At 70.6% G+C, this 26652-nt stretch carries 21 protein-coding genes, 2 tRNA genes and 1 pseudogene; 10 read left to right on the top strand and 14 right to left on the bottom strand.

The window, feature by feature from the left end:
- Positions 1 to 66 precede the first annotated feature (66 nt).
- The 4 genes from ACF059_RS16645 to ACF059_RS16630 all read right to left on the bottom strand — a co-directional run bounded on the left by ACF059_RS16645 (position 67) and on the right by ACF059_RS16630 (position 3345).
- Positions 67 to 732, bottom strand: a complete 666-nt coding sequence (locus tag ACF059_RS16645) for an ATP-dependent Clp protease proteolytic subunit (RefSeq protein WP_150257432.1) — start codon at positions 730 to 732, stop codon at positions 67 to 69.
- A gap of 55 nt (positions 733 to 787) precedes the next feature.
- Complete coding sequence (locus tag ACF059_RS16640) at positions 788 to 1405, bottom strand: ATP-dependent Clp protease proteolytic subunit (RefSeq protein ID WP_360892853.1); 618 nt, start codon at positions 1403 to 1405, stop codon at positions 788 to 790.
- A 275-nt stretch (positions 1406 to 1680) separates the two neighbouring features.
- A complete protein-coding gene (gene tig, locus ACF059_RS16635; protein ID WP_392057342.1) occupies positions 1681 to 3069 on the bottom strand; it encodes a trigger factor in 1389 nt (462 codons plus the stop codon).
- 199 nt (positions 3070 to 3268) lie between these two features.
- Positions 3269 to 3345, bottom strand: a tRNA-Pro gene (locus tag ACF059_RS16630).
- Between the two features lie 169 nt (positions 3346 to 3514).
- On the opposite strand from ACF059_RS16630, the gene ACF059_RS16625 reads away from it, so the two are divergent.
- A tRNA-Gly gene (locus tag ACF059_RS16625) sits at positions 3515 to 3585 on the top strand.
- Between the two features lie 867 nt (positions 3586 to 4452).
- Complete coding sequence (locus ACF059_RS16620; RefSeq protein WP_392057339.1) at positions 4453 to 4656, top strand: hypothetical protein; 204 nt, start codon at positions 4453 to 4455, stop codon at positions 4654 to 4656.
- Positions 4657 to 5148: 492 nt separating this feature from the next.
- Here ACF059_RS16620 and ACF059_RS16615 read toward each other — a convergent pair whose 3' ends face one another.
- The 4 genes from ACF059_RS16615 to ACF059_RS16600 form a co-directional block, all read right to left on the bottom strand.
- The gene (locus tag ACF059_RS16615) at positions 5149 to 5343 is read right to left on the bottom strand and encodes a membrane protein (RefSeq protein ID WP_030710827.1); all 195 of its coding nucleotides are present in this window, start codon (positions 5341 to 5343) and stop codon (positions 5149 to 5151) included.
- A 176-nt stretch (positions 5344 to 5519) separates the two neighbouring features.
- Positions 5520 to 5975, bottom strand: a complete 456-nt coding sequence (locus ACF059_RS16610) for an HD domain-containing protein (protein ID WP_392057336.1) — start codon at positions 5973 to 5975, stop codon at positions 5520 to 5522.
- Positions 5972 to 7369: a pyridoxal phosphate-dependent decarboxylase family protein gene (locus tag ACF059_RS16605; RefSeq protein WP_392057333.1), complete on the bottom strand. Its 1398-nt coding sequence runs from the start codon at positions 7367 to 7369 to the stop codon at positions 5972 to 5974. The genes ACF059_RS16610 and ACF059_RS16605 overlap by 4 nt, the downstream gene beginning before the upstream one ends.
- 109 nt (positions 7370 to 7478) lie before the next feature.
- Positions 7479 to 8621, bottom strand: a complete 1143-nt coding sequence (locus ACF059_RS16600) for a PP2C family protein-serine/threonine phosphatase (RefSeq protein WP_392057330.1) — start codon at positions 8619 to 8621, stop codon at positions 7479 to 7481.
- 118 nt (positions 8622 to 8739) lie between these two features.
- On the opposite strand from ACF059_RS16600, the pseudogene ACF059_RS16595 reads away from it, so the two are divergent.
- Positions 8740 to 9970, top strand: a pseudogene (locus ACF059_RS16595) (GNAT family N-acetyltransferase).
- Positions 9971 to 10031: 61 nt separating this feature from the next.
- On the opposite strand, the gene ACF059_RS16590 reads toward ACF059_RS16595, so the two are convergent.
- Both ACF059_RS16590 and ACF059_RS16585 read right to left on the bottom strand, forming a co-directional pair.
- Positions 10032 to 10838, bottom strand: a complete 807-nt coding sequence (locus tag ACF059_RS16590) for an Fpg/Nei family DNA glycosylase (protein ID WP_392057328.1) — start codon at positions 10836 to 10838, stop codon at positions 10032 to 10034.
- Positions 10839 to 10916: 78 nt separating this feature from the next.
- Positions 10917 to 11402, bottom strand: coding sequence for a ribose-5-phosphate isomerase (locus tag ACF059_RS16585; protein WP_360892821.1), 486 nt, complete (start codon positions 11400 to 11402; stop codon positions 10917 to 10919).
- Between the two features lie 219 nt (positions 11403 to 11621).
- Here ACF059_RS16585 and ACF059_RS16580 point away from each other — a divergent pair, with 219 nt between their 5' ends.
- The gene (locus ACF059_RS16580) at positions 11622 to 13058 is read left to right on the top strand and encodes an amino acid permease (RefSeq protein ID WP_392057325.1); all 1437 of its coding nucleotides are present in this window, start codon (positions 11622 to 11624) and stop codon (positions 13056 to 13058) included.
- A gap of 126 nt (positions 13059 to 13184) precedes the next feature.
- Here the strand turns inward: ACF059_RS16580 and ACF059_RS16575 are convergent, their stop codons facing one another.
- Positions 13185 to 13769 carry a biotin transporter BioY gene (locus ACF059_RS16575; protein ID WP_361952967.1) on the bottom strand — a complete coding sequence of 195 codons (585 nt, stop codon included), beginning with the start codon at positions 13767 to 13769 and terminating at the stop codon, positions 13185 to 13187.
- Between the two features lie 287 nt (positions 13770 to 14056).
- On the opposite strand from ACF059_RS16575, the gene ACF059_RS16570 reads away from it, so the two are divergent.
- Positions 14057 to 15457 (top strand): amino acid permease, encoded by a 1401-nt coding sequence (locus ACF059_RS16570; protein WP_392057322.1) that lies wholly within the window; start codon positions 14057 to 14059, stop codon positions 15455 to 15457.
- 137 nt (positions 15458 to 15594) lie between these two features.
- Entirely contained in the window at positions 15595 to 16251 is a 657-nt protein-coding gene (locus ACF059_RS16565; protein WP_392057319.1) for a superoxide dismutase, read from the top strand.
- A gap of 140 nt (positions 16252 to 16391) precedes the next feature.
- Here the strand turns inward: ACF059_RS16565 and ACF059_RS16560 are convergent, their stop codons facing one another.
- Positions 16392 to 17039, bottom strand: a complete 648-nt coding sequence (locus ACF059_RS16560; protein WP_360892807.1) for a DsbA family protein — start codon at positions 17037 to 17039, stop codon at positions 16392 to 16394.
- 108 nt (positions 17040 to 17147) lie between these two features.
- On the opposite strand from ACF059_RS16560, the gene pepN reads away from it, so the two are divergent.
- Together pepN and ACF059_RS16550 are read left to right on the top strand one after the other, a co-directional pair.
- Positions 17148 to 19706 (top strand): aminopeptidase N, encoded by a 2559-nt coding sequence (gene pepN, locus ACF059_RS16555; RefSeq protein ID WP_392057314.1) that lies wholly within the window; start codon positions 17148 to 17150, stop codon positions 19704 to 19706.
- Positions 19707 to 19877: 171 nt separating this feature from the next.
- Complete coding sequence (locus ACF059_RS16550; protein WP_392057311.1) at positions 19878 to 20840, top strand: hypothetical protein; 963 nt, start codon at positions 19878 to 19880, stop codon at positions 20838 to 20840.
- Here the strand turns inward: ACF059_RS16550 and ACF059_RS16545 are convergent.
- Positions 20816 to 21706 carry a pyridoxamine 5'-phosphate oxidase family protein gene (locus tag ACF059_RS16545; RefSeq protein WP_392057309.1) on the bottom strand — a complete coding sequence of 297 codons (891 nt, stop codon included), beginning with the start codon at positions 21704 to 21706 and terminating at the stop codon, positions 20816 to 20818. The two genes, ACF059_RS16550 and ACF059_RS16545, sit on opposite strands and share 25 nt — an antisense overlap.
- Entirely contained in the window at positions 21706 to 22164 is a 459-nt protein-coding gene (locus ACF059_RS16540; protein ID WP_392057306.1) for a VOC family protein, read from the bottom strand. The genes ACF059_RS16545 and ACF059_RS16540 overlap by 1 nt, the downstream gene beginning before the upstream one ends.
- A 124-nt stretch (positions 22165 to 22288) precedes the next feature.
- Here ACF059_RS16540 and ACF059_RS16535 point away from each other — a divergent pair, with 124 nt between their 5' ends.
- Both ACF059_RS16535 and ACF059_RS16530 read left to right on the top strand, forming a co-directional pair.
- Positions 22289 to 22849, top strand: a complete 561-nt coding sequence (locus tag ACF059_RS16535; RefSeq protein ID WP_392057304.1) for a CGNR zinc finger domain-containing protein — start codon at positions 22289 to 22291, stop codon at positions 22847 to 22849.
- A gap of 273 nt (positions 22850 to 23122) precedes the next feature.
- A complete protein-coding gene (locus ACF059_RS16530) occupies positions 23123 to 26446 on the top strand; it encodes a S8 family serine peptidase (protein WP_392057301.1) in 3324 nt (1107 codons plus the stop codon).
- Positions 26447 to 26652: the final 206 nt, after the last annotated feature.

Genomic DNA, 26652 nt, shown 5'->3' with positions numbered 1-26652 from the left:
GGGCCCCCTTGACGTGGTTCACATCGCCGGATCCGGCTGCGTGATCACGCCAACTGTCGGCAAGGATCAGTGGGAGTTCTTGCGGGTCGAGACGATCTGGTCGATCAGGCCGTACGCGAGCGCGTCCTCGGCAGTGAGGATCTTGTCGCGCTCGATGTCGTCGCGGATCTTCTCGATCGGCGTCGTCGAGTGCTTGGCCAGCATGGTCTCCAGCTGGTCACGCATGCGCAGGATCTCGTTGGCCGCGATCTCCAGGTCGGAGAGCTGCTCACGGCCGGTGCCGCCGGAGGGCTGGTGGATCAGCACGCGGGCGTTCGGCAGGGCCATGCGCTTGCCGGGGGTGCCGGCGGCGAGCAGGACCGCGGCGGCGGAGGCCGCCTGGCCCATGCAGACCGTCTGGATGTCCGGCTTCACGAACTGCATCGTGTCGTAGATCGCCGTCAGCGCGGTGAAGGAGCCGCCGGGGCTGTTGATGTAGATCGAGATGTCGCGGTCCGGGTCCATCGACTCCAGGCACAGCAGCTGCGCCATGACGTCGTTGGCGGAGGCGTCGTCGATCTGAACGCCGAGGAAGATCACGCGCTCTTCGAAGAGCTTCGCGTACGGGTCGTACTCGCGCACGCCCTGCGACGTGCGCTCGACGAAGCGCGGGATGACGTAGCGGTTGTCCACCTGCGGGCCGGTGTAGAGGCCGCTTGCGGAGAAGTTGTTCTGCATCTGGGTGTTCACCATCCTGGTGGCGTTCTGCGGGCTGTCGGCTGCTCGGTGCTTGCGGTGGGGGCCGGGATCAGGCCCCGGTGCCGCCGCCGCCCGGCACGTTGGACGCGGCCGAGATGATCTCGTCGATGAGGCCGTACTCCTTGGCCTCCTCGGCGGTGAACCAGCGGTCGCGGTCGCCGTCGCGGATGATCGCCTCGACGGTCTGGCCCGAGTGGAACGCGGTGATCTCGGCCATGCGCTGCTTGGTGCGCAGCAGGTACTGGGCCTGGATCTTGATGTCCGACGCGGTGCCACCGATGCCGGCGGAGCCCTGGTGCATCAGGATGTCGGTGTTCGGCAGGGCGAAGCGCTTGCCCTTGGCGCCGCCGGTCAGCAGGAACTGGCCCATGGAGGCCGCCATTCCCATGCCGATGGTGACGACGTCGTTGGGGATGTACTGCATGGTGTCGTAGACCGCCATGCCCGCCGTAACGGAGCCACCCGGGCTGTTGATGTACAGGTAGATGTCCTTCTCCGGCTCGGCGGCCAGGAGGAGGAGCTGCGCGGTGATCTTGTTGGCGATCTCGTCGTCGACCTGCTGGCCGAGGAAGATGATGCGCTCGCCGAGCAGCCGGTTGTAGACATGGTCGCCGAGGCCGCCACCGATGGACGGCTCACCCGCGGCGTAAGGCTTCAGATTCGTCACGTATCCACCTGCTCGTCTCCGACGGCCATGTGCCGTCTCAGCGTCTCGTTCTGGGGCACGGTCCGGCCGGTGCGGACGAGTCCGCCGGCGCCCGGGTGCTCACGTGCCCTCGTATTCATGGACCCTAACGCGCAGGTAGGACAACGCCATCCCGCTTCCCGAACTGTTCGCTCGGAGCGCAAGCTCCCGGAGCCTTCGGGCGCCATGGCGAAGGGCCCGGACGCGGCTGCGTCCGGGCCCTTCGGGGCACTGCTCAGCGGGCTTGGCCCGGGGTGTTACTTGGCCTCGTCGGCCGCGGCCTCGGCGTCACCGTCGACGGTGGCCTCGACGGTCTCGGCGGCCTGCTCCTCGTCCTCGTCGGACAGGTCCACGACCTCGCCGTTGGTGTCGACGACCTTGGCGGCCTCGACGACGACCGCGAGGGCCTTGCCGCGGGCGACCTCGCCGACGAGCATCGGGACCTGGCCGCCCTCGACGACGGCCTGGGCGAACTGGTCGGGGGACATGCCGGAGGAGGCGGCGCGGCGCATGAGGTGCTCGGTGAGCTCCTCCTGGTTGACGCCCAGCTTCTCCTTGTTGACCAGCGCGTCGAGGACGAACTGGGTCTTGATGCCCTTGATCGCCTGCTCGGAGGTCTCGGCGTCGAACTCCTCGACCGTCTTGCCCTGGAACTCCAGGTACTTCTCGATGGTCAGGCCCATCTGGCCGAGCTGGTGGTGCTCGAGGTTGTGCTTGCGGGTCTGGACCTCGTCCGCGAGGAGCTTCTCGGGGATCGGGACCTCGACGAGCTCCAGCAGCTTCTCCAGGACGCGCTCCTGGGCCTGCGTGGCCTGGTCGTACTGCTTCATGTTCTCGAGGCGCTTGCGGCTGTCGTCCTTGAGGGCCTCAAGGGTGTCGAACTCGCTCGCCATCTGTGCGAACTCGTCGTCCAGCTCCGGCAGCTCGCGGGCGGAGACCTTGGTGACCTTGACGGTGACCTCGGCGTCCTTGCCCTCGGCGGAGCCGCCCTTCAGCTGGGAGGTGAAGGTGGCCTCGCCACCGGCCTCCAGGCCCTTGACGGCCTCGTCGATGCCTTCGAGGAGCTCGCCCGAGCCGATGGTGTAGGAGACGTCGGAGGCGACGCCGTCCGGCAGCACCTCGCCGTCGACCTTGGCCTCCAGGTCGATGGTGACGACGTCGCCGTCCTGGGCGGCGCGCTCGACGTCCTTGGTGGACGCGAAGCGGCCGCGCAGCTGCTCGACGGACTTCTCGACGTCCTCGTCGGAGACCTCGATGGCGTCGACCTCGACCTCGATGCCGGAGTAGTCCGGGATCTCGATCTCGGGACGGACGTCGACCTCGGCGGTGAAGGCCAGCAGCTCGCCGTCCTTCAGCTCCGTGATGTCCACCTCGGGCTGGCCCAGCGGGTTCAGGTCGGCCTCGTTGACCGCCTCGGTGTAGAACTTCGGGAGGGCGTCGTTGACGGCCTCCTCCAGCACCGCACCGCGGCCGAAGCGCTGGTCGATGACGCGGGCCGGGATCTTGCCCTTGCGGAAGCCCTTCACCGTGACCTGCTGGTTGATCTTCTTGTACGCCGCGTCGAGGCTGTCCTTGAGCTCCTCGAAGGGCACCTCAACAGTGAGCCGAACCCGAGTCGGGTTCAGGGTCTCCACGGCGCTCTTCACGGTTCGGTCTCCTTGGTGGCTGACTGCTGGGGATTCTGCCGTCACGCTGCGATTCAGCGGTTCGGCGGACTTCGGCCCGGTACATCAGACACACGGGCACGCAGCTTGCATAGTAACCGCAAGCGGCAATCAGCCCACAACGCGATCTTGTGGTGACCCTCGCAGAACCCGGAAGGATCTCGGAGGGGGACAGTGCTGGTGGTCGGGGTGGCCGGATTCGAACCGACGACCTTCCGCTCCCAAAGCGGACGCGCTACCAAGCTGCGCCACACCCCGTCGGTGCGACACGTAGGGTACATGCCCGGAGACCCTCTGATGCGCGGGATATCACGACGCCTTTCGGCCGGTTCCCCGGCGCGGGCGCGCAATGTGGTGTGCGCTCCCCCGGCGCGACCCGCTAGGATGCTGTCCGTGCCGCGGTCCCCGGACCTGCGGCGCACGTGCTGCGGGTGTAGCTCAATGGTAGAGCACTAGTCTTCCAAACTAGCTACGCGGGTTCGATTCCCGTCACCCGCTCTGAAGCACAAAGGGCCAGGTCAGAGGACGCTTCCTCCGCCTGGCCCTTCGTCGTTCCCGGGGCCGCGACCCGCTCCGCGTGCCCCCTGCGTGCCTCTTGCGCGGTGGATCTTCCTTCGTGCCCTTGGCGGCCGCCTTTCGCCCCTTCTTCGCGAGCCCGCTCAGAGTGTCGGCGATCAGCCGGTCCCGATCGGCGCTCGCGTGCTGGTAGATCAGCGCCGCGCGGGCGGTGCTGTGGCCCATCCGCGTCATCAACTCCCGCGTGCTGGCACCCGTGGAAGCGGCCAGCGTGTTGCCCGTATGCCAAAGGTCACGGAAGTGCAGCCCCTTGATCCCCGCCTCACTGCACGCCTCGTGACTGCGCAGACCAGTGCACCGCATGGCCGCGTGTCGTAGTACGGGGTCCTCGACCGGAGGTCTCCAACGGCGAGGGCGCGTACGCGATCTAAGGCGGATTGAGGCGCAGTCAGTGCTTCTGCTGGGCCCATTGCTTTAGAGTTGCACGATTTACCGGTGGCTAAATACGGGCCCCGAGGTGACTGAAACTATCCAATCTTCCGACGGTGCCGAAATACATCGCCAACCAAGCTCAAGGTTTGCTCAACTAGGGTTCCGAACAAATTGACCGGCGAGTAGCTTCACACGTGATCAAGAAGACGCGGCACCTGACCAGTGCCGCTCTGAATAAACAGTTGAATCGGGGAAGATCGATAATGAAGAGCCTTGTTTCGGGCGCTCTGTCCGCTGCCATCATGGCAAGCGTGATTCTGGCCAGTGGCGCTGGCGTGGCCAACCGATTCGGGTCCGCAGCCCGTAGTTGAGTCTGCTCAGGTGAATCCGCTCGAAGAGGCGCGTTCGATGTGCATCATGTACAAGAACAAGAGCAACTGCGAGTACCTGATGACCCACACCAAGATGAATCAGATGGTGAAGGACTGCCTGATCAAGGGCGGGATCGGCGGAGCTGGCGCTCTGGTCGTCAGCCGGTTCATCAGCAAGGACGTGGCCAGGGACATAGTGAGCAAGACCGTCGTCGCCGGCGCCACCGGCTGCCTCGCAGCTCTCGCCTAAGGTAGGAATTCAGATGGCCAAGATAGTGTTTACCCTTCTCTGGGCCGGAGTGCTCATCGTAGCGAACAGGGCACTCGACAACATCACCTGGGCGCAATATCTGGCGACATTCCTCCTTGGGGGAACCTATGCCCTCGCTCTCAGTAAGGTGAAGATCCTCCGCGGCAACCCGACCCGGGAAGGCGCAAGGTAACCGCACTTTCTTGGCCTCACGTCGGCCGGCGTTCCTCTCCCATGCCTTATCCGTCTTACCAAAAAGAGGTTGAGCAATAGGAGAGTGAAGGCCGGATGAGAATGCGCTGGCGGTGCCCTGCTGGGCGCCGCCAGCGCAGCCAGATTCTGAGGGCACGGGACTGCAATGGCTAGCGTCCCAGGGAAGGCGACGGCGAGCGGACTTGCCGCGCCCTGTGGCGGTGGGCGGTCCAGCACCAGGTAGGAGGATGTCTTCTCCGCCTGGGCCTTCGTCGTTCCCGGCTGGCCGGGGCGGGGCGGTCAGAGTTTGATGTTGGAGATCATCGTCGCGAGGGAGTTCAGGAAGCGGTTCACGTCGTCCGCGATCGAGCTCGACGCCAGGAAGAAGCCGAAGAGGGCCGCGACGATGGCCGGGCCCGTCTTGATGTGGTTGCCGCGGATCAGCACCACCAGGATGACCGCCAACAGAACCACCACTGACAGCGAAATGGCCACTTCTGATCACACCTTCGGTCGTCCCCTGGTCGGCCCGGGGCGCACGGCCGCGCACACCCCCACATGCACCATCCTCCCACCAACCTGCCCCGCCTATCCGCCCCGTGACGAAGAGTCCGGGTTCGGTTTCCGCCAACGCCCCGCGCATCGGGAACATTTCGGACGTGACGGGCGGGTCACGGGGCGGTGAGCCCCAGGAGGGAGCGGACGTACGCGTACTTCGCCGTCAGCCGTTCGCGCGTGGGGTCGTCCAGTACGCGCAGGCGTACGGGGTCGGCGTTGTGCGCGAGGTCGGCCTCCTTGACGAGCAGGGCGCCGGGGGTGGCGAGGATGCGGGCCGCGTACTGCTCGACCGGCTCGCCGGGGCGCTTGGTGACCGCGAGGACCATGTCCTTGACCGGCTGCGGGAGGGCCGCCGCGTCCAGCCACGCGCGGCTGAGGGCCCCGTCCTCGATCGCGTCGTGGAGCCAGGCCGCGGCCTGCTGTTCGGGGGTGCCGCCGCGCACGCGGACGCCCTCGGCCACGGCCGCGAGGTGCTCGGCGTACGGCCGGCCGGCCTTGTCCGTCTGGCCCTCGTGCGCGCTGCGCGCCAGGGCCTCGACTTCCGCGAGTGTCAGGGGCCGGTCCGTCATGCGATCTCCTTCGCTGCTCTGCGCAGGGCCTGGGCGGCCCGGCGCACGTCCGCCGGTGTGGTGCGCCAGTTGGCGAACGCGGCGCGCAGGGCGGGGATTCCCCCGTAGCGGGTCGGGGTGACGAAGACGTCGGCGGCCGCGGCCTCGCGCAGGGCGCTCAGGCGGTCCGGGGTGGGGGCCTCGGTGAGGGTGAAGCACACCACGTTGAGGCGGACCGGGGCGAGCAGGCGCAGGGCGGGGTCCTCGGAGAGCTGCTCGCCGAGGGCGCGGGCGCAGGCGATGTCGCGCTCGACGATCTCCCGGTGGCCCTGGCGGCCGTACGCGCGCAGCGTGAACCAGGCGGCGAGGGCGCGCAGGCGGTGGGAGTTCTCCGGGGTGAGGTGGACGAGGTCGGGGTGGTCGCCGAGGGGGCCGAGGTAGGCGGCCGCGTTCTGGAAGACGCGGGCCTGCAGGTCACCGCGGCGGGTGAACTGGACGGCGCTGTCGTAGGGGACGTTGAGCCATTTGTGGAGGTCGACGCAGAGGGAGTCGGCGGCGTCGAGGCCGTCGACGAGGTGGGCGTGGTCCGGGGAGAGGGCGGCGAAGGCGCCGAAGGCCGCGTCGGTGTGCAGCCAGAAGTCGTGGCGCTCCTTGAGGGCGGCGACGGCCCGCAGGTCGTCGAAGTCGGCGGTGTTGACGGTGCCGGCGTTGGCGACGACCACGGCCGGGCCGGGGGTGGCGGCGAGGGCCCGGTCGAGGGCGGCGGGGTCGACGGCCTCGCGGCCGGGGAGGGTGGGGACGGGGACGAGGGAGTTGCGGCCCATGCCCAGGACGGAGAGGGCCTTGGCGATGGAGGAGTGCGGGGCGCCGGACAGCACGCGGACGGGGCCGAGGGCGCCGGCGCCGTCGTCGGCGGGTGAGACGCCGAGGCGTTCGCCGAGCCATTCGCGGGCGACGGCGAGGCCGGTGGTGTTGGACATGGTGGCGCCGCTGACGAAGGCGCCGGTGTGCTGCGGCCCGAGGCGCAGGAGGTCCCGGAGCCAGCCGACGGTCTCGCGTTCGAGGTCCTGGCCGGCGCCGTCCAGCGAGGAGTTCGAGTTCTGGTCGTGGGCGGCGGTGAGCCAGTCCCCGGCGAGGGCCGCGGGGGTGGCGCCACCGGTGACGAAGCCGAGGTAGCGCGGGCCCGCGGAGGCCGACAGCCTCGGCTCCCAGCGCTCGCGGAAGGCGGCGAGGGCGGCGTCCGCTCCGACGCCGTGCTCCGGGAGGGGTTCGGGGGCGTACGAGGTCCCGGCGGGCGGGCCGGGCGGTACGACGGGACGCGCGTCCAGCGTGCCGAGCGCGTCGGCGGCGGCGCGGCGGGTGGCGTCGAGCAGGTCGGGGAGCCGGGCGAGGTCGTCGGCGAGCGTGCGGTCCATGGGGGCACGGTAGGGCCCGCCGGGGCCGGCCGGGCGGGCCAATCCGGGAGGAGTGGCCCGCCCCGTGCGAGGCAGGACCGCGTGGCGCGTGAGGGCTCCTGCGCCTCCGTCAGGGCGCGCGGCGGATCAGCAGGAGCGCGCGGTCGTCGTTGACGTCCTTGGCGACCTTCTCGATCAGGTGCCAGGTCGCGCCGTCCCAGCCGGAGGCGACGTAGCGGTCGGCTTCGCCGGTGAGGCGGTCGATGCCCTCGCTGATGTCGCGGTCGGCGGTCTCGACGAGGCCGTCGGTGAAGAGCATGAGGACGTCGCCGCGCCGCAGGTTCCCGCGGGCGGGGGTGAAGTCGGCGCCGTCGTAGACGCCGAGCAGCGGGCCCTCGCCGGTCTTCTCCTCCCAGCGGCCGGTGCCCGCGGAGAGCTGGAGCGCCGGGAGGTGGCCGGCCGAAAGGAGTTCGTAGTCGCCGGTCTCCAGGTCCAGGACGAGGTGGATGGAGGTGGCGAAGCCCTCCTCCCAGTCCTGGCGCAGCAGGTAGCGGTTGGCGGCGGGCAGGAAGCCGTGCGGGGGCAGGGCGCCGAGGAGGCCGCCGAAGGCGCCCGAGAGGAGCAGGGCGCGGGAGCCGGCCTCCATGCCCTTGCCGGAGACGTCGGTCAGGACGATCTCCAGGGTGCGGCCGCCGTTGGTGCGGGCCGCGACCACGAAGTCGCCGGAGAAGGACTGGCCGCCGGCGGGCCGCAGGGCCATCTCGCGGTGCCAGCCGCGCGGCAGGGGAGGCAGTTTGCTCTGCACGCGGATGCGTTCGCGCAGGTCGAAGAGCATGGTGCCGCCGCGCCGCCAGGGCACGCCCACGCGGCTGCGGAACTGCGCGATGACCAGCCCGAAGAACCCGCAGGCCGCGACCACCAGGACGGTGCCGGGGGTGACGCGCGCGGGGCCCTGGGTATAGGGGCCCAGGACCAGGGCCTCGACGATCAGCGCGGTCGCGGAGGCCGCGTACAGGGCGAGCAGGCTGGCGGGGCGCAGCAGCAGTCCCCCGGCCACGATGGGCAGGACGAGCGCGGAGGACGAGAACCAGACGGGCAACATGAGCGTGCCGCAGGCGATCGCGGGAATGGTGAGCAGGAGCCCGCCGAAGGCCAGCCAGTCGGAGCCGTCGCCGCGGAAGTAGTCGACGGCGGATTTGCGCAGGGTGGTGCGGGCCCGGTGCGACAGCATGCGCATCCGGGCCGTCAGGGTCTCCACGCGTGCTCCGGCCATTGTTTCGGGACCCTATCCATCCTGACTGCGGATGCGCAGCGGTACCCCTGCACCCGGGGACCTCCGGCCGTCCGAAAACGCGTCGACTGGGCCGGAATGCCCTGATAGGGATGGCCGTATGGCTCTTGAGACGCGCGTATTGCAGGGTGATGAGTGGGATGTCTGGTACGACAACCTGGAACTGGCGTTCGGTGGCGTGCCCGAGCCCTCCGAAGAGCGGGAATTCTCCAGGGCGGTGACGGAAGCGGAACGTTCCCTCGGTGTCTGGGACGGCTCCACCTGCGTCGGCTCGGCCGGCGCCTTCACCTTCCGCCTCTCGGTGCCCGGCGGGACCCTCGTCCCGGCGGCCGGCGTCACGATGGTGGGTGTGGCCCCCACCCACCGCCGGCGCGGGGTGCTCACCTCCCTGATGCGGCGCCAGCTGGACGACATCCAGGCGGGTGGTGAACCGCTCGCCGTGCTGACGGCGTCGGATCCGGCCATCTACGGGCGCTTCGGCTACGGCACCGCGACCTACGCCCTGTCCGTGGACGTCGACACGACCCGCGTACGGCTGTCCGTCCCGCCGGGGACGGACGACGTGCGGCTGCGCCTCGTCGACCCGCAGGAGGCGCTGGCCGACTGCGAGCGCGTCTACGCGGCGCTGGTCCCCACCCGGCCGGGTATGCCGGCCCGCCGGCCCGGCTGGGAGCGGCAGGCGCTGCTGGATCCGCCCGAGGGGCGCGACGGCGCCTCGCCGCTGCAGTGTGTGGTCGCCGAGCGGGCGGACGGCGAGGTGGCCGGGTACGCCCGCTACCGGGTCAGGGCCGACCGGGACGCGGCCGGTGCGGACGGCAAGGTCGAGGTGGGCGACGTGGACGCGCTGGACCCGGCGGCGTACGCGGCGCTGTGGCGCTACCTCTTCGGGATAGACCTGGACGGTGCGGGCGCCCCGGCGGCCGGTGGACGACCCGGTGCTGCACCTGGTCAGCGACGTCCGGCGGTCGGGGGCGCGCACGCGGGACGCGCTGCACCTGAGGGTGGTGGACGTGGCCGCGGCGCTGGAGGCGCGCACGTACGGGGCGCCGGTGGACGTGGTGCTGGAGGTCGAGGACGCGTTCTGCCCGTGGAACGAGGGGCGCTGGCGGCTGGTCGCGGACGCCGAGGGCGCCGCCTCCTGCACCCGCAGCGCGGAGCCGGCGGACCTGTCGCTGTCGGTCCGGGAGCTCGGCTCGGCGTACCTGGGCGGGATCACCCTCACCTCGCTGGCGGCGGCCGGTCTCGTACGCGAGCTGCGCGCGGGCTCCCTGTCGGAGGCGTCCCGCGCCTTCGCGGGGGACGTCGCCCCGTGGCTGCCGCACGGCTTCTAGCGCTCCGCGCCAACGGGACTGGCTGACGGGCCTCCCTCACGGGACCGGCTCACGGGACCGGCTAACGGGACTGGCAGGTCGGGCACCAGAAGAGGTTGCGGGCGGCGAGGGCGGCGGTGCGGATCTCGCTGCCGCAGACGTGGCAGGGCATGTTCGCCCGGCGGTAGACGTACACCTCGCCGCCGTGGTCGTCCACCCGCGGCGGGCGGCCCATCGCCTCCGGGAGGTGCTCGTCGCGGACGGTGTCGATGCGGTTGTGGCGAACGCCCTCGCGCATCAGCGCGGCCAGGTCCGCCCACAGGGCGTCCCACTCGGCGCGGGAGAGGTCCTTGCCCGCGCGGTAGGGGTCGATGCCGTGCCGGAAGAGGACCTCGGCGCGGTAGACGTTGCCGACGCCCGCGACGACCTTCTGGTCCATCAGCAGGGCGGCGACGGTGGTGCGGGAGCGGGAGATGCGGGCCCAGGCGCGGCCGGGGTCGTCGGCGGGGCGCAGCGGGTCGGGTCCGAGGCGGTCGTGTATCGCCTTCTTCTCGCCCTCCGTGACGAGGGCGCAGGCGGTGGGGCCGCGCAGATCGGCGTAGTGCTCCTCGTTCAGCAGGCGCAGCCGGACGGTGTCCGTGGCGGGCGGCGCCGGGGCCGGTCCGAAGCCGAGCTTGCCGAAGAGGCCGAGGTGGATGTGGATCCAGGCGTCGCCGAGCTCCAGGAAGAGGTGCTTGCCGTGCGCCTCGGCGCTTTCCAGCTCACGGCCGTCGAGCAGGGCGGCGCTCTCGGCGAACCGGCCCTGCGGGCTGCTGACCCGGACCGGGCGTGCGGCGAACCGCTCGGTGTGGTCCTGGGCGAGGCGGTGGATCGTATGCCCCTCGGGCACGGCGAAGCTCCTCGAAGCTCAAAGGAATGACAACGGCCGTGCCACCCCCGGGCGGGAGCGGCACGGCCGGACGTGGGGTCAGCCCTGCGGGTGGTGGGCCGGGATCGGGGGGAGCTCGCCGGTCTGCTCGTAGGCGGAGAGCATGTCGATGCGGCGGGTGTGCCGCTCCTCGTCGGAGTACGGGGTCTTCAGGAAGGCGTCGACGAAGCTGACGACCTCTTCCTGGGTGTGCATGCGGCCGCCGACGGAGATGACGTTGGCGTTGTTGTGCTCGCGGCCGAGCTCGGCGGTCTGGACGCTCCACGCGAGGATGGCGCGGATGCCCTTGACCTTGTTGGCGGCGATCTGCTCGCCGTTGCCGGAGCCGCCGATCACGATGCCGAGGCTGTCCGCGTCCGCGGCGGTCTTCTCCGCGGCGCGGAGGCAGAACGGCGGGTAGTCGTCCACGGCGTCGTAGATGTGGGGCCCACAGTCGACGGGCTCGTGGCCGTTGTTCTTGAGCCAGTCCACCAGGTGGTTCTTGAGCTCATAACCGGCATGGTCGGATCCGAGGTACACGCGCATGGGACGAGTGTGGCACGTGGCCCCCGCACGGACGCCGGTGGGTGTCGCGTAAGTCACTTCTAAAGCTCAAGTAAACCCAAAGAGCGCAGATGGGACAGGGCGGGGCCGTTGTCCTGGAGGTTCGTCCCAGCGCAACGATCCGGATTGAGGTCTTCCGTACTGCGTTCATCTCAGGTTTGAATGCCGGGGCTCGCAACCCGAGAACCTAAGGATCCGTCCATGAGCTCCACGACGACCCTCCAGAAGGAAGGCGGCCCCACCGGAAACAACGGTGAAGGTCAGCCCTCCGACGGTCTGAAGGCCGGTCTCAAGAACCGCCACCTGTCCATGATCGCCATCGGCGGTGTCATCGGCGCCGGCCTCTTCGTCGGCTCCGGCGGCGGTATCGCCAAGGCCGGTCCCGCCATCCTGATCTCCTACGCGCTGGTCGGCGCGATGGTGGTCTTCGTGATGCGGATGCTGGGCGAGATGGCCGCCGCCAGCCCGAACTCCGGTTCCTTCTCCGCTTACGCCGACCGGGCGCTCGGCCGCTGGGCCGGCTTCTCCATCGGCTGGCTGTACTGGTTCTTCTGGGTCGTCGTGCTCGCGGTGGAGGCCACCGCCGGTGCCTCCATCCTGGAGGGCTGGATCCCGGCCGTCCCGCAGTGGGCCTGGGCGCTGATCGTGATGGCGGTGCTGACCGCCACCAACCTCGGCTCGGTCGCCTCCTACGGTGAGTTCGAGTTCTGGTTCGCGGGCATCAAGGTCGTCGCCATCGGCGCGTTCGTGATCGTCGGCATGCTCGCCGTCTTCGGCCTGCTGCCGGGCTCCGACAACCCGGGCGCGGGCTTCGCGCACCTGACCGACGCGGGCGGCTTCTTCCCCAACGGCTACGGCGCCGTGCTGACCGGTGTGCTGATGGTCGTCTTCTCCTTCATGGGCAGCGAGATCGTCACGCTGGCCGCCGGTGAGTCGGAGAACCCCCGCAAGGCGGTCACCCAGGCCACCAACTCCGTCATCTGGCGGATCGGCGTCTTCTACCTGGGCTCGATCTTCATCGTGCTGACCCTGCTCCCGTGGAACGACAAGTCGATCACCGAGAAGGGCTCGTACGTCGCCGCCCTGGACTCGATCGGCATCGCGCACGCCGGCACCATCATGGAGGTCATCGTCCTGACCGCCGTGCTGTCCTGCCTGAACTCGGGCCTCTACACCGCCTCGCGCATGGCCTTCTCGCTCGGCGAGCGCGGTGACGCCCCGAAGGCGTTCGCCAAGGTCAACTCCCGCGGTGTGCCGGTCGCCGCGATCCTGGGCTCGACGGTCTTCGGCTTCGTCGCCGTCTACTTCAACTACGCCTTCAAGGACACGGTCTTCACCTTCCTCCTGAACTCCTCGGGCGCCATCGCGCTGTTCGTCTGGCTGGTGATCTGCTTCACCCAGCTGCGGATGCGCGGGATCCTGGTCCGCGAGGCCCCGGAGAAGCTGACCGTGAAGATGTGGCTCTTCCCGTGGCTGACCTGGGCCACCGCCGCACTGATCATGTTCGTGATCGGCTACATGTTCGTGGACGACGCCAACCGCGAGGTCGTCACGCTGTCCACCCTGGTCGCCGGCCTGGTCGTGGCCGTCGGTGTGGTGCTGGACTTCCGCCGCAAGCGGGCCGCGCTCCAGGGCTGACACCCCCTGGTCGCGTACGTACGCACGACAGAGCCCGGCCCGCCGTCACAGGCGGGCCGGGCTCCGGCGCGTGGGGGACCGCTCGGCCCGGGACACCTGCCCGGGGGCCGCTCGGCCGAAGGGGGCTCAGCCGCGGCGGCCGACCAGCTTCCAGGCCGCCGGCAGCAGGCCCATGGCCAGTGCGGCCTTGAGGGCGTCGCCGATCAGGAACGGGGTCAGGCCCTTCGCGACGGCGAGCCCCAGGGGCATCCCGGTGGCGGCCATCAGGTACGGGACGCCCACCGCGTAGACCACGGCGGAGCCCAGCACCATCGCACCGGCCGTGCGCAGGACCGACCGGTCGGCGCCGCGCCGCGCGAGCGCGCCGACGAGGGTGGAGGCCAGCAGCATGCCGAGCACGTACCCGAAGGTCGCGCCGCCCGCGCCGGAGGTGCCGCCCGCGAACCACGGCACGCCGGCCATGCCGACCAGGGTGTAGAGGGCGAGGGAGAGGAAGCCGCGGCCGGCGCCGAGCGCGGTGCCGACGAGCAGCGCGGCGAAGGTCTGGCCGGTGATCGGCGCGGCCAGGCCGTCCACGTGGACGGAGAGCTGGGCGGCGAGCCCGGTGAGGGCGGCTCCGCCGACGACGAGCGCGATGTCGCGGACGCGGCTCGCGGGCAGCAGGTCGGCGAGAACGGTGCCGGGCCGCAGGGTGACGGAAGCAGTGCTCATCGGGGGCTCCGTGGGGTGGTGGGGGCAGGACGATCACCGACGTTAGTGCGCGGCCGGCCACCCTCCCCCCGCTGCCGGGGACAAAGCCCGGCTCCCCGGCTTGGTGGGGATTTGACAAATCTCCCGCTCCCCCGCCGAGTCGGCGTGATCCTCGTCACGAGGAAGATCTGACCACACGTCCGTTTTGCGCGGACGGCCGCCGCCCGGTGAGACTGTGGGGTCCCGCCAAATCCTGATGCGGAGCCCCCACCGCCGCCGGGCCGAACGAGAGTACGAGCGATCCCTTCATGCGTGAGCGCCTGCAAGAAGAAGCACCTCCCACGTCGGGCGAACTGCCCCCGGAACCCCTCAGCCACAGCCTCAAGCAGCGCCACCTGACCATGCTGGGTCTCGGCGGCGTGATCGGAGCCGGGCTCTTCGTCGGCTCCGGGGCCGGCATCGGCGTCGCCGGTCCCGCGATCATCTGCTCCTACCTGCTCGCGGGCGTCCTCGCGATGCTGGTGATGCGGGCGCTGGGCGAGATGTCGGCCGCGATGCCCGCGTCGGGCTCCTTCTCGGTCTACGCGGAGAAGGCCCTGGGGCGCTGGGCCGGCTTCTCGGCGGGCTGGCTCTACTGGTTCCTGCTGGTCGTGGTGCTGGCGGTGGAGGCCACCGGCGCCGCGGACATCGCGAACACCTGGGTGCCCGCCGTCGACCAGTGGGTCTGGGTGCTGATCTTCATGGTGGTCTTCACCGTGACCAACCTGGCCGCGGTGCGCAACTTCGGCGAGTTCGAGTTCTGGTTCGCGGCGCTGAAGGTCGGCGCCATCGTGCTGTTCCTGATCCTCGGCACCCTGGCGATCTTCGGCCTGCTCCCGGACACCGAGCCCGCGGGGCTCACCCACCTCACCGGCCAGGGCGGTTTCTTCCCCGCCGGCGCCGGCGGCGTGGTCGCCGGCATGCTCGCCGTCGTCTTCGCCTTCGGCGGCCTGGAGGTCGTCACCATCGCCGCCGCCGAGTCGGACGACCCGGCGCGGTCCGTGGCCCGCGCGGTGCGCAGCGCCGTGTGGCGCATCCTCTTCTTCTACGTCGGCTCCATGCTGGTCATCGTGACCCTGCTGCCGTGGGACTCGCTGAAGCCGGGCCAGAGCCCGTACGTGGCGGTCCTGGACTCCATCGGCATCCCGAAGGCCGGGACGATCATGCAGATCGTCGTCTTCGTGGCCCTGCTGTCGGCGCTCAACGCGAATCTGTACGGGTCCTCGCGCATCGTGTTCTCGCTCGCCGAGCGCGGTGAGGCGCCGAAGGCGCTGCTGAAGGTCTCGGGCGGCGGGGTGCCGCGGCGCGCGGTGTTCGCGTCGGTGGCCTTCGGCTTCGTGTCGGTGGTGCTGAACCTGCTGTGGCCGGACACGATCTTCCTCTACATGCTCAACGCGGTCGGCGCGGTGCTGCTGTTCGTGTGGGCGCTGATCGCGGTCTCGCAGCTGAAGCTGCGCCGCCGGATCGAGCGGGACATGCCCGAGCGGCTGACCCTGCCGATGTGGCTGTTCCCGTACGCGACCTGGGCGGCGCTGCTCGGCATGGCGGCGGTGCTGGTCCTGATGCTGTTCGACGACTCGGCCCGGCCGCAGCTGCTGTGGTCGAGCGGGGCCGCCGCGGTGATCCTCGCGGTGGCGGGGGTCCGGGAGCTCCGGGCCCGTCGGGGCTGAGCCGCCGCCCGTACCGCCTGACGGTTCCTTCTCGGCGTACACGGCCCCCTGAGGGGCCCGCCCGGAATAGATGCTGCTAGCGTGCAGTTGCGCATTAATTGCAATAAGCAGTTGGCACGCCGAGGGGACCGCAACGCATGGCCATCTACACGCTTCCTGAGCTTCCGTACGACTACGCGGCGCTGGAGCCGGTGATCAACCCGCAGATCATCGAGCTGCACCACGACAAGCACCACGCGGCTTACGTCGCGGGCGCCAACACCACGCTGGAGCAGCTGGCGGAGGCGCGCGACAAGGAGAACTGGGGCGCCCTCAACGGGCTGGAGAAGAACCTCGCGTTCCACCTCTCCGGCCACATCCTCCACAGCATCTACTGGCACAACATGGCCAGCCCCAAGACGGGCGAGGGCGGTGGCGTCCCGGACGAGAAGGACGGCCTCGGCGAGCTCCCCGCCGCGATCACCGAGTCCTTCGGTTCCTTCGCCGCCTTCAAGAAGCAGCTGACCTTCGCGTCCTCGGCGACGCAGGGCTCCGGCTGGGGCGTGCTCGCGTACGAGCCGATCAGCGGCCGCCTGATCGTCGAGCAGGTCTACGACCACCAGGGCAACGTGGGCCAGGCCTCGGTGCCGATCCTGGTCTTCGACGCCTGGGAGCACGCCTTCTACCTCCAGTACAAGAACCAGAAGGTGGACTTCATCGAGGCCATGTGGAACGTCGTCAACTGGCAGGACGTGGCCAGGCGCTACGCCGACGCCAAGGCGAACACCCCGCTGCTCATCCCCGCCAAGGGCTGACCGGCACCCCGCGAACCCGTCCGCCTCGTGATCGTCTTCTCACCTTTCACCGGCGGGCGTGCACAGCACAGGACCCCCGCGAGGACATGACTCGCGGGGGTCCTGTGGTCTGCGCCGGCGGGGCCGTACGGGCGTGCGGCCTACTCGAAGGAGGGGCCCTTGGTGCGCGTGCGCTTGATCTCGAAGAAGCCGGGCGTGGAGGCGACGAGCAGCGTGCCGTCCCACAGCCGGGCGGCGGCCTCGCCGCGCGGGGCCGGGGTGACGACCGGACCGAAGAAGGCCACGTCCTCGCCGTCGGCGCCGGGCACCGAGATCACCGGGGTCCCGACCTCCTGGCCGACCCGGTCGATGCCGTCGTTGTGGGAGGCCCGCAGCGCCCAGTCGTACTCGTCCGAGTCGGCGTACGCGAGCAGCTCGGCCGGCAGGCCGACCTCGGCCAGCGCCTCCGCGATCACCTCGCGGGTCGCGCCCCGGCCCTCGTTGTGGATGCGGGTGCCGAGCGCGGTGTAGAGCGCGCCGGTGATCTCCTCGCCGTACTTCTGCTGGGCGGCCACGGCCACGCGCACCGACGCCCAGCCCTTGGTCTCCAGGGTCTCGCGGTAGACCTCGGACAGCTGGTCGAGCTTGTCCTCGTTGAGGACGGCCAGGCTCATGACGTGCCAGCGGACCCGGACGTCGCGCACCTTCTCGACCTCCAGCATCCAGCGGGACGTCATCCAGGCCCACGGGCACAGCGGGTCGAACCAGAAGTCCACGGGGGTCTTCTCGCGCACCTGGGTCTCGGTCATGGCTCTCCTCGGTCGGTCATGTTCTCCGTCCCCAACCAGGACGGGGTCGCCCGCATTCCCCGTGCGAGGATTCGTCACACGAACGCGATCACGCACGAAGGAGTGCACGTGCCCGGAGAGAATCTGTCCCGCGACGAGGCCCGCGAGCGGGCCGAACTGCTGTCCGTCGACGGGTACGAGGTGGTCCTCGACCTCAGGTCCGCGGTGGACGAGGCCGAGCCGGCCGAAGGCCCCCGGACCTTCCGCTCGGTGACGACGATCCGCTTCCGTGCCGCGGCCGCCGGCGGCGCCACCTTCGCGGACCTGATCGCGCCCTCGGTGAACTCCGTGACCCTCAACGGCCGCGCGCTGGACGTCGCCGCGGTCTTCGACGGGGCGCGGATCGCCCTGGACGGCCTGGCCGCGGAGAACGTCCTGGTGGTGGACGCGAACTGCGCCTACAGCCGGACGGGCGAGGGCATGCACCGCTTCGTCGACCCGGAGGACGGCGAGGTCTACCTTTACACCCAGTACGAGCCGGCCGACGCGCGGCGGGTGTACGCGAACTTCGAGCAGCCGGACCTGAAGGCGCCCTACCGCTTCGAGGTGACCGCACCCGAGGGCTGGCAGGTGTGGAGCAACGGCGCGGAGGAGTCGCGCGAGGGCGGCGTGTGGCGGTTCGCCGAGACCGCGCCGATCTCGACGTACATCACGTGCGTGGTGGCGGGTCCGTACCACTACGTCACCGACACCTACACGCGCGGGGACCTGACGATCCCGCTGGGCGCGATGTGCCGCAAGGGGCTGGCGAAGCACTTCGACGCGGACGACGTCTTCCTCGTCACCAAGCAGGGCTTCGACCTCTTCCACGAGATCTTCGACTACCCGTACCCCTTCGGGAAGTACGACCAGGCCTTCGTGCCGGAGTACAACCTGGGCGCGATGGAGAACCCGGGCATGGTGACCTTCCGGGAGGAGTACATCTTCCGGGGGAAGGTCACGCAGGCCTCCTACGAGCGGCGCGCGAACGTCATCCTGCACGAGATGGCGCACATGTGGTTCGGCGACCTGGTCACCATGAAGTGGTGGGACGACCTGTGGCTGAAGGAGTCCTTCGCCGACTTCATGGGTTCCTTCGGTCTGGTGGAGGCCACCCGCTTCGACCAGGCGTGGGTCAGCTTCGCGAACGGCCGCAAGGCGTGGGCCTACCGCGCCGACCAGCTGCCGTCCACGCACCCGATCACGGCCGACATCCGTGACCTGGAGGCCGCGAAGCTGAACTTCGACGGGATCACCTACGCCAAGGGCGCGGCCGTGCTCAAGCAGCTCGTCGCCTACGTGGGGCGGGAGGCGTTCCTGGAGGGCGCGCGACGCTACTTCAAGGCCAACGCGTACGGGAACACCACGCTGGACGACCTGCTGTCGGTCCTCGCCGAGGTCTCCGGGCGCGACATGAGCGAGTGGTCGCGGGCGTGGCTGCAGACCGCGGGAGTGAACGCGCTGACGCCGGTGGTGACGCTCGACGAGGTCGGGCGGATCAACGAACTCGCCGTGGTGCAGGAGGGCGAGGAGCTGCGGCCGCACCGGGTGGCCGTGGGCCTGTACCGGCTGACGGCGGACGGCTCGCTGGTCCGGTACGCGCGGGCCGAGGCGGACGTGGCCGGGGCCCGGACCGCGGTCGCGGAGCTGGCCGGGCTGGAGGGGCCCGACCTGGTCCTGGTCAACGACGAGGACCTCACCTACTGCAAGATCCGCTTCGACGAGGGCTCGCTGGCGACGCTGCGCTCCCACCTGGGCAGCGTGACGGACCCCCTGGCCCGGGCGCTGTGCTGGTCGGCGCTGTGGAACCTGACGCGCGACGGCCTGCTGCCGGCGCGTGACTTCGTCTCGCTGGTCCTGGCGCACGCGGGCCGGGAGACGCACGTCGGCGTGCTGCAGATGCTCCACTCGCAGACCCTGACGTCGGTCACCCACTACGCGGCCCGCGACTGGCGCGAGCAGGGCGGCCGGGAGGTGGCGGCGGGCGCGCTGCACGAGCTGCGGCTGGCCGAGCCGGGGTCGGAGCACCAGCTGACCTGGGCGCGCTTCTTCGCGGCGAGCGCGGCGACCGAGGGCGACTTCCAGCTGCTGCTGGGGCTGCTGGACGGGTCGGCGCGGATCGAGGGGCTGGAGGTGGACCAGGAACTGCGCTGGGACTTCCTGCTCCCGCTGGCCGCGCACGGCGTGGTCGACGAGGGCGCGCTCAGCGCCGAACTGGCGCGGGACGACACGGCGTCGGGCAAGCGGCACCAGGTGCGCTGCCTCGCGGCGCGGCCCTCGCAGGCGGTCAAGGACCAGGCGTGGGCGGCGGTGGTCGAGTCGGACGCGCTGTCCAACGCGCTGGTGGAGGCGACGATCGCGGGCATGCAGCAGTCCTCGCAGCGGGACCTGCTGACGCCGTACGCGGAGCGCTACTTCGAGGTGATCGAGCGGGTCTGGGCCGAGCGGTCGATCCAGATCGCCATCGACGTGGTGAAGGGCCTGTACCCGTCGCTCCAGGACTCCGAGTCCACGGTCGCGGCGACCGACGCCTGGCTCGCCGCCCATGCGGACGCGGCCCCCGCGCTGCGCCGCCTGGTGCTGGAGTCGCGCGACGACCTGGCCCGCGCCCTCGCCGCGCAGCGCTGCGACGCGGCGGCCGCCAGCTAGCCGGCGCCGCCGCTGCCGGGGGCTCGGCCTGCGAACCCCCGGCAGCGGTCCCCGTACGGGCGCACCCCATCGGCACTCGAACGCCCGTACTTTAGCCCCAGCTTGTCCCGATTTGCCGACGGGCGTGTAACAGGGGTTAGCAAGGCCATGGCCTGAGGGAATCACCGCGTCATGAACCAGAACGCACCCCTCCCCCTCGCCCACCTCACCGGCACCCGCCCCCGCGTGCTGAGCCTCGCCCAGCTGCGGGAGCACGGAGTCACCGCCTCCGACGCCGCCGGCCGGCCCTGGCGGCAGATCCTGCCGGGGGTGTTCCTCCTCCACTCCGGGCCCGCGACCAGCGAGGAGCGGCTGCACGCCGCACTGCTGTACGCGGAGCGGCGCGGCAGCGGGGAAGCCATGATCACCGGGCTGGCGGCGCTGGCCCTGTACCGATTCACCTCCGTGCCGGCGCTGACCGCTCTCTCGCACGTGGACGTGCTGGTGCCCGGCACCCGGCGGCTGCGGTCCACGGGGGACGTACGGATCGTGCGCTCCCACACCCCGCCCCGGCCCCAGGAGGTCACCGGGCTGCCCGTGGCGCCCGTCGCGCGGGCCGTGGCCGACGCCGTCGCGCAGCTGGAGGACGCCATTACCGTACGCCGCCTGCTCAGCGAGGCCGTGCGCAGCGGCCACTGCGAACCGGCCGCGGTCGTACGGGAGCTGACGGTGGGACGGCTGCTGAACCGGCCGCACGTGGTCGACGCCGTCGAGTCGCTCCTCGCGGAGGGCCGGGCCCTCGCCGAGGACCGGCTCTACCACCTCGTACGGGGCTACGGGCTGCCCGAGCCCGTCTGGAACGTGGACCTGCGGCTGCCCGGCGGCCCGCACCTCGGCGGGGTCGACGCGTACTGGCCCGAGCACGCCGTGGCCGTGGAGATCGACACCCGGGCCCCGCGCCAGGGCGAGGACGAGGACTGGTCCGAGTGCGTGCGCAAGCGGGAGACGCTGGAGCGGCTCGGGGTGACCGTCATCCACATCACCCCGCGCAAGCTGTGCGACTGGCCCGAGCAGCAGGCCGCGGTCGTGCGGACCGCCCTGACGGCCTCCGGTGACCGCGAAGCCGCCGCCTACCTGGTGGTGCTGCCCAGGTGAGGCGAGTACTCCGGGGCGCTCCACCGCAGCCGCCCCGGATGCGCACTCTCCACCACCGCCTCCACGTGGAAGCGGACGCGCCGCTCCCCGTCGGCCCCGAACTCGGTCTGCGCCCGGCCGCTGAGCTGGAGCAGCGCCCCGCTCTCCCAGTCCGGGAAGAGCAGCCCGGCCCGCGGATCGGCCGCCAGGTTGCCCAGGGTGAGGAACATGGCGTTCCCCGCGTAGTCCGGCCAGGTCAGCTCTCCCGGCGAGGACACCTCCACGAAGCCCGGCAGCCCGCCCCGGTGACTGGCGTCCACCCCGTCCGCCTCCGCCGTGGTGGCGACGAAGAAGGTGTCGGCGGCCCGGACGGCCCGCTCCTGGCCGGGTGTCAGGGCGTCCCCGCGCCGCAGGACACCGGCCCCTTCGGCGACCGGCTCCAGCGGCTGCCGCTTCTGCAGGTACTTCGGGCAGTTGGAGAACACCTGCTCGGCGCGGACGGCGAAGCCGCGCCCGGTCACCTCCAGGGTCCCGTTCAGCCTCATCCGGCGGCGGGTGCGCGGATCGAGCGCGATCGTGCCGACCCGGGTCCCGGCGGTGGCCAGCGCCTCCTCCAGCGGGTCCCCCGCCGGCAGACCCCCGGCGACCGTGATCCGGTCCGGCCCGGTGGCCCGTACGAAGCCGGGCTCCCCGGTGAGCAGCGAGGCCCACACGCGGCCCGCGCCGTCGGCGGCGCCGACGACCAGGTGCGGCTGGAGGGCGAGGAACGCCGCGGCGACGTCCCGGATGCCCGTGCCGATCGAGCGGCCAACGTGCTCGGCCAGCTCCCGTACGCCGACCCGTTCCTGCACGGCCAGCGGGCCCGCGTGGTAAGCGCTGCTGCTCATTAGAAGAATCCGCAGGTCGGAGCCCCTGTGACAGGGGCGGAGGAGCCTTCGGCGCCGGTCGGTACGGAGATCTCCAGGCGGGTGCCGTCGGGGTCGTGGAAGAAGATGCCGCCGGAGGACGCGCCCTCGCGGTGGGCGACGACGCCCTCGTACGCGAACTCCACACCCAGCGCGCGCAGCCGCTCCTCGTACTCCCGCACCTCCTCGATCTCACCGGCCGAGAAGGCCAGGTGGTGCAGTCCGGCCGAGGCCGGCGCGAAGGCGCCGTCCGCCTGCTGCCACAGGGTGAGGACCAGCTCGCCGTCCTGCCCGAGCAGGGCGAAGCGGCGGCCCTCCTCCTTGCCCTCGGTCAGCACCTGGAAGCCGAGGGCGTCCCCGTAGAAGGCGAGCGAGCGGTCCAGGTCGGTGACGTTCAGGCCCACGTGGCCGGTGCGGAGCTTGCTGATGACGCGCGTCATGGAAGTGCCTTCCCCAGAGGAATGTTCTAACCTTCTAAGCTCAAGTTAATGGTTAGAGGAGGGGACGTCAACCGGTCACGTACGCTTAAGGGGTTAGCGGCGCGGCGACGGGAGGTGCGGAGGCATGACGGCGGTGGACCCACGGCCCCTGACCGGGGAGCCGGTCGCCCTCGACCTGCTGAACACCCGCTGGGCCGGCGAGGAAGGACCGCACGACCTCTTCGCGGGCGCCGCCGGGCTGTCCCGGCTCGAAGGGCTCGCGGTGTGGCTGGAGAGCACCGGCCTGGCCGGCCGCTTCCGCGCGGACGCCCCGACCCTCGTCCACCTGCTGACCGCCCGCGAGGCCCTGGCCCGGGCGGTGGCCGACCCGGCCGACGAGAGCGCGCGGGCCCTGGTCGACGCGGTGCTGGAGCACGGCCGGATCCGGCCCACGCTCAGCGCCCAGGGCATCGGCGAGCGCACCGAGTTCGACGACCGGAGCTGGGGTCCGGCCTGGACGGCCGCCCGGAACTACCTGGAACTCCTGGAGTCAGGGCCCGACCGGATCCGCAAGTGCGCCTCCGCGACCTGCCTCCTGCACTTCCACGACGTCTCGCGCAACGGCACGCGGCGCTGGTGCTCGATGGCCGTCTGCGGAAACCGGGCGAAGGCCTCTCGCCACTACGCGCGCACGCGCGAGCGCTGAACGCGCGAAATCTGTCACACCCCCACCGGGACGCGACCGCGTTCCGGTGCTGACGCATGGCCGCCTTGTCGACAAGTCAACTCATCAGCCGCTGAGGTTCGCACCACTGTGCCCCGGTACGGCCGCGATGGCGCATGTCCCGCGCTGGCGAGTCTCCGCCATGACAGGTCTCGGTCAATGACAACCGTTCCCAAACAGCTGTCACGTACGACAGTCTGACCGGTCATCCGGCACCGAAATCCGGACCGTATCTTTCACTTACCAGGGATGCTGATGACCCTCGAATCCCCCAGCTCCATACCCGGGGCCAGACGCGTCGCACGCGTCGCGGCCGCGGCCGGCCTGGTCGCCGCCCTCGCGGCCACCGGCGCCGCGCCCGTCTTCGCCGCGACCGGCTCCGACGCGCCCGGCACCAACCCGGCGGTCAAGTCGGCGGACCAGAAGCTCGGTTCGGCCGACGCCGAGCTGCTCCAGGAGGCCAAGGCCAAGGGTGACGCGAACGTCACCGTCATGGTCGCGACCGCCCCCGGCCAGACCAAGCAGGTGGCCGACCAGCTCGACGCCGTCCCCGGCGCCTCGGTGGGCCAGACGTACGACAAGCTCGGTTACGTCCGCGCCACCCTGCCCACCGGCGGGGCGGAGGCCGCCCTGAAGGCGGCCGCCAAGCTGTCCTCGGTGCACGGCATCGACCTGCGGCACGAGATCCAGCTGCCGGACCCGCGTCCCGACGCCGACCGCGAGAGCGGCACGGTCAAGCGGACCGCGGCCGAGACCTACCCGGCGCCGGACAAGAACACCCCGGCGAAGAACCCGTACAACCCGTCCTTCGAGACGGGTGCGGTGGAGTTCGTCGAGAACAACCCGCAGGCCGACGGGCGCGGCGTCACCATCGGCATCATGGACTCGGGTGTCGACCTCGGCCACCCGGCCCTGCAGAAGACCACCACCGGCGAGCGCAAGATCGTCGACTGGGTGACGGCCACCGACCCGATCGCCGACAGCGACGCCACCTGGCGCGCCCAGATCACCCCGGTGACCTCCGCCGGCGGCACCTTCACCGCGGGCGGGGCCAGTTGGAAGGCCCCCGAGGGCTCCTTCCAGTGGAGCCGCTTCACGGAGTCGATCACCGCCAACGGCGACATGAAGGGCGACGTCAACCGGGACGGGGACACCACCGACCGGTTCGGCATGCTCTACGACGTCGCCGCCGGCACCGTCCGCGTCGACACCGACCAGGACAACGACTTCACGAACAACGAGCCGATGAAGCCGTACAAGGACGGCTACCAGGTCGGCTACTTCGGCACGGACAACCCGGCGACCGACGTCGCCGAGCGCATCCCGTTCGTGATCGAGATCCGCAAGGACGTCCCGATGGACCCGCTGGGCGGTGACTGGGTCGGCAAGAAGGCCGACTTCGTCAACGTCGGCATCATCGAGTCCGAGCACGGCACGCACGTCGCCGGCATCACCTCCGCCAACGGCCTGTTCGGCGGCAAGATGAACGGCGAGGCGCCCGGCGCGAAGCTCGTCTCCTCGCGCGCCTGCTCCTGGTCGGGCGGCTGCACCAACATCGCGCTGACCGAGGGCATGATCGACCTCGTCGTCAACCGCGGCGTGGACATCGTCAACATGTCCATCGGTGGTCTCCCGGCGCTGAACGACGGCAACAACGCCCGTTCGGAGCTGTACCGCAACCTCATCGACACCTACGGCGTCCAGCTGGTCATCTCGGCCGGCAACTCGGGCCCGGGCGTCAACACGATCGGCGACCCGGCCCTCGCGGACAAGGTCATCTCCGTGGGCGCCGCGGTCTCCAAGGAGACCTGGGCCGCCAACTACGGCTCCGGCGTGGCGACGAAGTACAACATGTTCCCGTTCTCCTCGCGCGGTCCGCGTGAGGACGGCGGCTTCACGCCGACCATCACCGCCCCCGGCGCCTCGATCAACACCATCCAGACCTGGCTGCCCGGCGCGCCGGTGAAGGAGGCGGGTTACGACCTGCCGGCCGGTTACGGCATGCTCCAGGGCACCTCGATGTCCTCGCCGCAGGCGGCGGGCGCCAGCGCCCTGCTGATCTCGGCCGCGAAGCAGCAGAACATCAAGCTGACGCCGGCCTCCCTGCGGGTCGCGCTCACCAGCACCGCCAAGAAGATCGCCGACGTTCCCGCGCACGCACAGGGCTCCGGTCTGATCAACGTCCCCGGCGCGTGGGAGTCCATCCAGCGCGACGCGAAGGCCAACGAGTACACGGTCAAGGCGCCGGTCGACACCGCGATCGACCAGTTCCTGAAGACCCCGGGCTTCGGCACCGGCCTGTACGACCGCGAGGGCGGCCTCAAGGTCGGCCAGAAGAAGGTCTACAACGTCGTCGTCACCCGCACCACGGGCGTCAAGTACGGCACCCGGCACAACCTGAGCTGGCGCAACAACGACGGGACCTTCAAGGTCATCGGCGGCTACGACTACGTCACCCTGCCGCTGAACAAGCCCGTCACCATCAAGGTCGAGGCCAACGCCACGTCGGGCGGCGTCCACAGCGGCATCCTGCAGCTGGACGACGAGACCACCGAGGGCATCGACAAGCAGATCCTGACGACCGTGGTCGCGGCGGCTCCGCTGGGCTCGCCGTCCTTCGCCCTGTCGGAGACCTCCTCCGTGCAGCGCAACAGCCACAAGTCGTACTTCGTGACCGTCCCGCAGGGCGCGAAGAGCCTCGAGGTCGCCCTCGGCGGTCTCGCGGCCGGCAGCCAGACCCGCTTCATCTCGATCCACCCGTACGGCACGCCGCTGGACCCGACGTCCACGGTCAACTGCTACCCGAACTACGACAACCCGGCCAACACCTGCCGCCCCGACGTGCGCTCGTACCCCGAGCCGACGCCGGGCGTCTGGGAGATCGAGGTCGAGGCGCGCCGTACGTCCGCGGTCCTGGACAACCCGTACAAGCTGGACGTCTCCGTGCTCGGCGCGGCCTTCGACCCCGCGGTCAAGGTCCTGCCCGAGGTCAAGCAGGGCACCCCGGCTCCGGTCCAGTGGAGCGTCAAGAACGAGGGCGCGGCCATCACCGGCGGCAAGCTCAAGGGCGGTCCGCTCGGCTCGGCGAAGGTCGCCAAGCCGACCATCGCGAACGGTGAGACCCACACCACCGAGGTCACCGTCGCCGAGGGCACCTCGCGCCTCGACGTCGCCATCGGCAAGGTGTCCGACACCGCCGCCGACCTCGACCTGGAGGTCTACAAGGACGGCGTCAAGGTCGGCTCGTCCGCCGACGGCGACTCCGAGGAGGCCGTGAGCCTGGTGAACCCGGCCGCGGGCACCTACACCGTCAAGGTGATCGGTTACGCGGTCCCGTCGGGCTCCACCACCTACGACTACCGCGACGTGTTCTTCTCGGCCGCCCTGGGCTCCGTCCAGGTCGACGAGGCCGCCGCGGTGAACCTCGCCACCGGCGCCACGGCGCAGGTCTCGGCGAACGTCCTGGTCAGCAGCCCGGCTCCCGAGGGCCGGCAGTTCTTCGGCCAGGTCCAGCTGCTGAACGCCCGCGGCACCGCCGCCGGCACCGGCAGCGTGCAGATCGAGAAGGTCCTGCCGTAACGCGCCCCGCGCACGTCACCGTGTGACCGCATGACCGCATGACGGAGGGGCGGGTGCTCGCAGCGAGCACCCGCCCCTTCGCGCTGCCCCGGCCCGGGAACCCGTCCGCTGCGCCAGATCGTCCGTACTACGGACAATGGATTGGACAAGGCTCATGGGGTCGAACGCATGATGGCTCCACGCGCGCCCGCGTCGTACGTACCAAA

The sequence above is a fragment of the Streptomyces sp. NPDC016562 genome (assembly GCF_043076955.1).
In the GTDB taxonomy this organism is placed as follows: domain Bacteria; phylum Actinomycetota; class Actinomycetes; order Streptomycetales; family Streptomycetaceae; genus Streptomyces.
Note: the sequence above shows the minus strand (reverse complement) of the source record. Positions and strands in the feature narration are given on the sequence as shown.

What these genes read in the sequence shown, in the direction of transcription:
- ACF059_RS16645 (WP_150257432.1), bottom strand. Translation starts at nt 732, where the DNA reads ATGGTGAACACCCAGATGCAGAACAACTTCTCCGCAAGCGGCCTCTAC.
- ACF059_RS16620 (WP_392057339.1), top strand. Translation starts at nt 4,453, where the DNA reads ATGTACAAGAACAAGAGCAACTGCGAGTACCTGATGACCCACACCAAG.
- ACF059_RS16610 (WP_392057336.1), bottom strand. Translation starts at nt 5,975, where the DNA reads ATGACGGACCGGCCCCTGACACTCGCGGAAGTCGAGGCCCTGGCGCGC.
- ACF059_RS16605 (WP_392057333.1), bottom strand. Translation starts at nt 7,369, where the DNA reads ATGGACCGCACGCTCGCCGACGACCTCGCCCGGCTCCCCGACCTGCTC.
- ACF059_RS16600 (WP_392057330.1), bottom strand. Translation starts at nt 8,621, where the DNA reads ATGGCCGGAGCACGCGTGGAGACCCTGACGGCCCGGATGCGCATGCTG.
- ACF059_RS16585 (WP_360892821.1), bottom strand. Translation starts at nt 11,402, where the DNA reads ATGCGCGTGTACCTCGGATCCGACCATGCCGGTTATGAGCTCAAGAAC.
- ACF059_RS16580 (WP_392057325.1), top strand. Translation starts at nt 11,622, where the DNA reads ATGAGCTCCACGACGACCCTCCAGAAGGAAGGCGGCCCCACCGGAAAC.
- ACF059_RS16575 (WP_361952967.1), bottom strand. Translation starts at nt 13,769, where the DNA reads ATGAGCACTGCTTCCGTCACCCTGCGGCCCGGCACCGTTCTCGCCGAC.
- ACF059_RS16570 (WP_392057322.1), top strand. Translation starts at nt 14,057, where the DNA reads ATGCGTGAGCGCCTGCAAGAAGAAGCACCTCCCACGTCGGGCGAACTG.
- ACF059_RS16565 (WP_392057319.1), top strand. Translation starts at nt 15,595, where the DNA reads ATGGCCATCTACACGCTTCCTGAGCTTCCGTACGACTACGCGGCGCTG.
- ACF059_RS16560 (WP_360892807.1), bottom strand. Translation starts at nt 17,039, where the DNA reads ATGACCGAGACCCAGGTGCGCGAGAAGACCCCCGTGGACTTCTGGTTC.
- ACF059_RS16550 (WP_392057311.1), top strand. Translation starts at nt 19,878, where the DNA reads ATGAACCAGAACGCACCCCTCCCCCTCGCCCACCTCACCGGCACCCGC.
- ACF059_RS16545 (WP_392057309.1), bottom strand. Translation starts at nt 21,706, where the DNA reads ATGAGCAGCAGCGCTTACCACGCGGGCCCGCTGGCCGTGCAGGAACGG.
- ACF059_RS16540 (WP_392057306.1), bottom strand. Translation starts at nt 22,164, where the DNA reads ATGACGCGCGTCATCAGCAAGCTCCGCACCGGCCACGTGGGCCTGAAC.
- ACF059_RS16535 (WP_392057304.1), top strand. Translation starts at nt 22,289, where the DNA reads ATGACGGCGGTGGACCCACGGCCCCTGACCGGGGAGCCGGTCGCCCTC.
- ACF059_RS16530 (WP_392057301.1), top strand. Translation starts at nt 23,123, where the DNA reads ATGACCCTCGAATCCCCCAGCTCCATACCCGGGGCCAGACGCGTCGCA.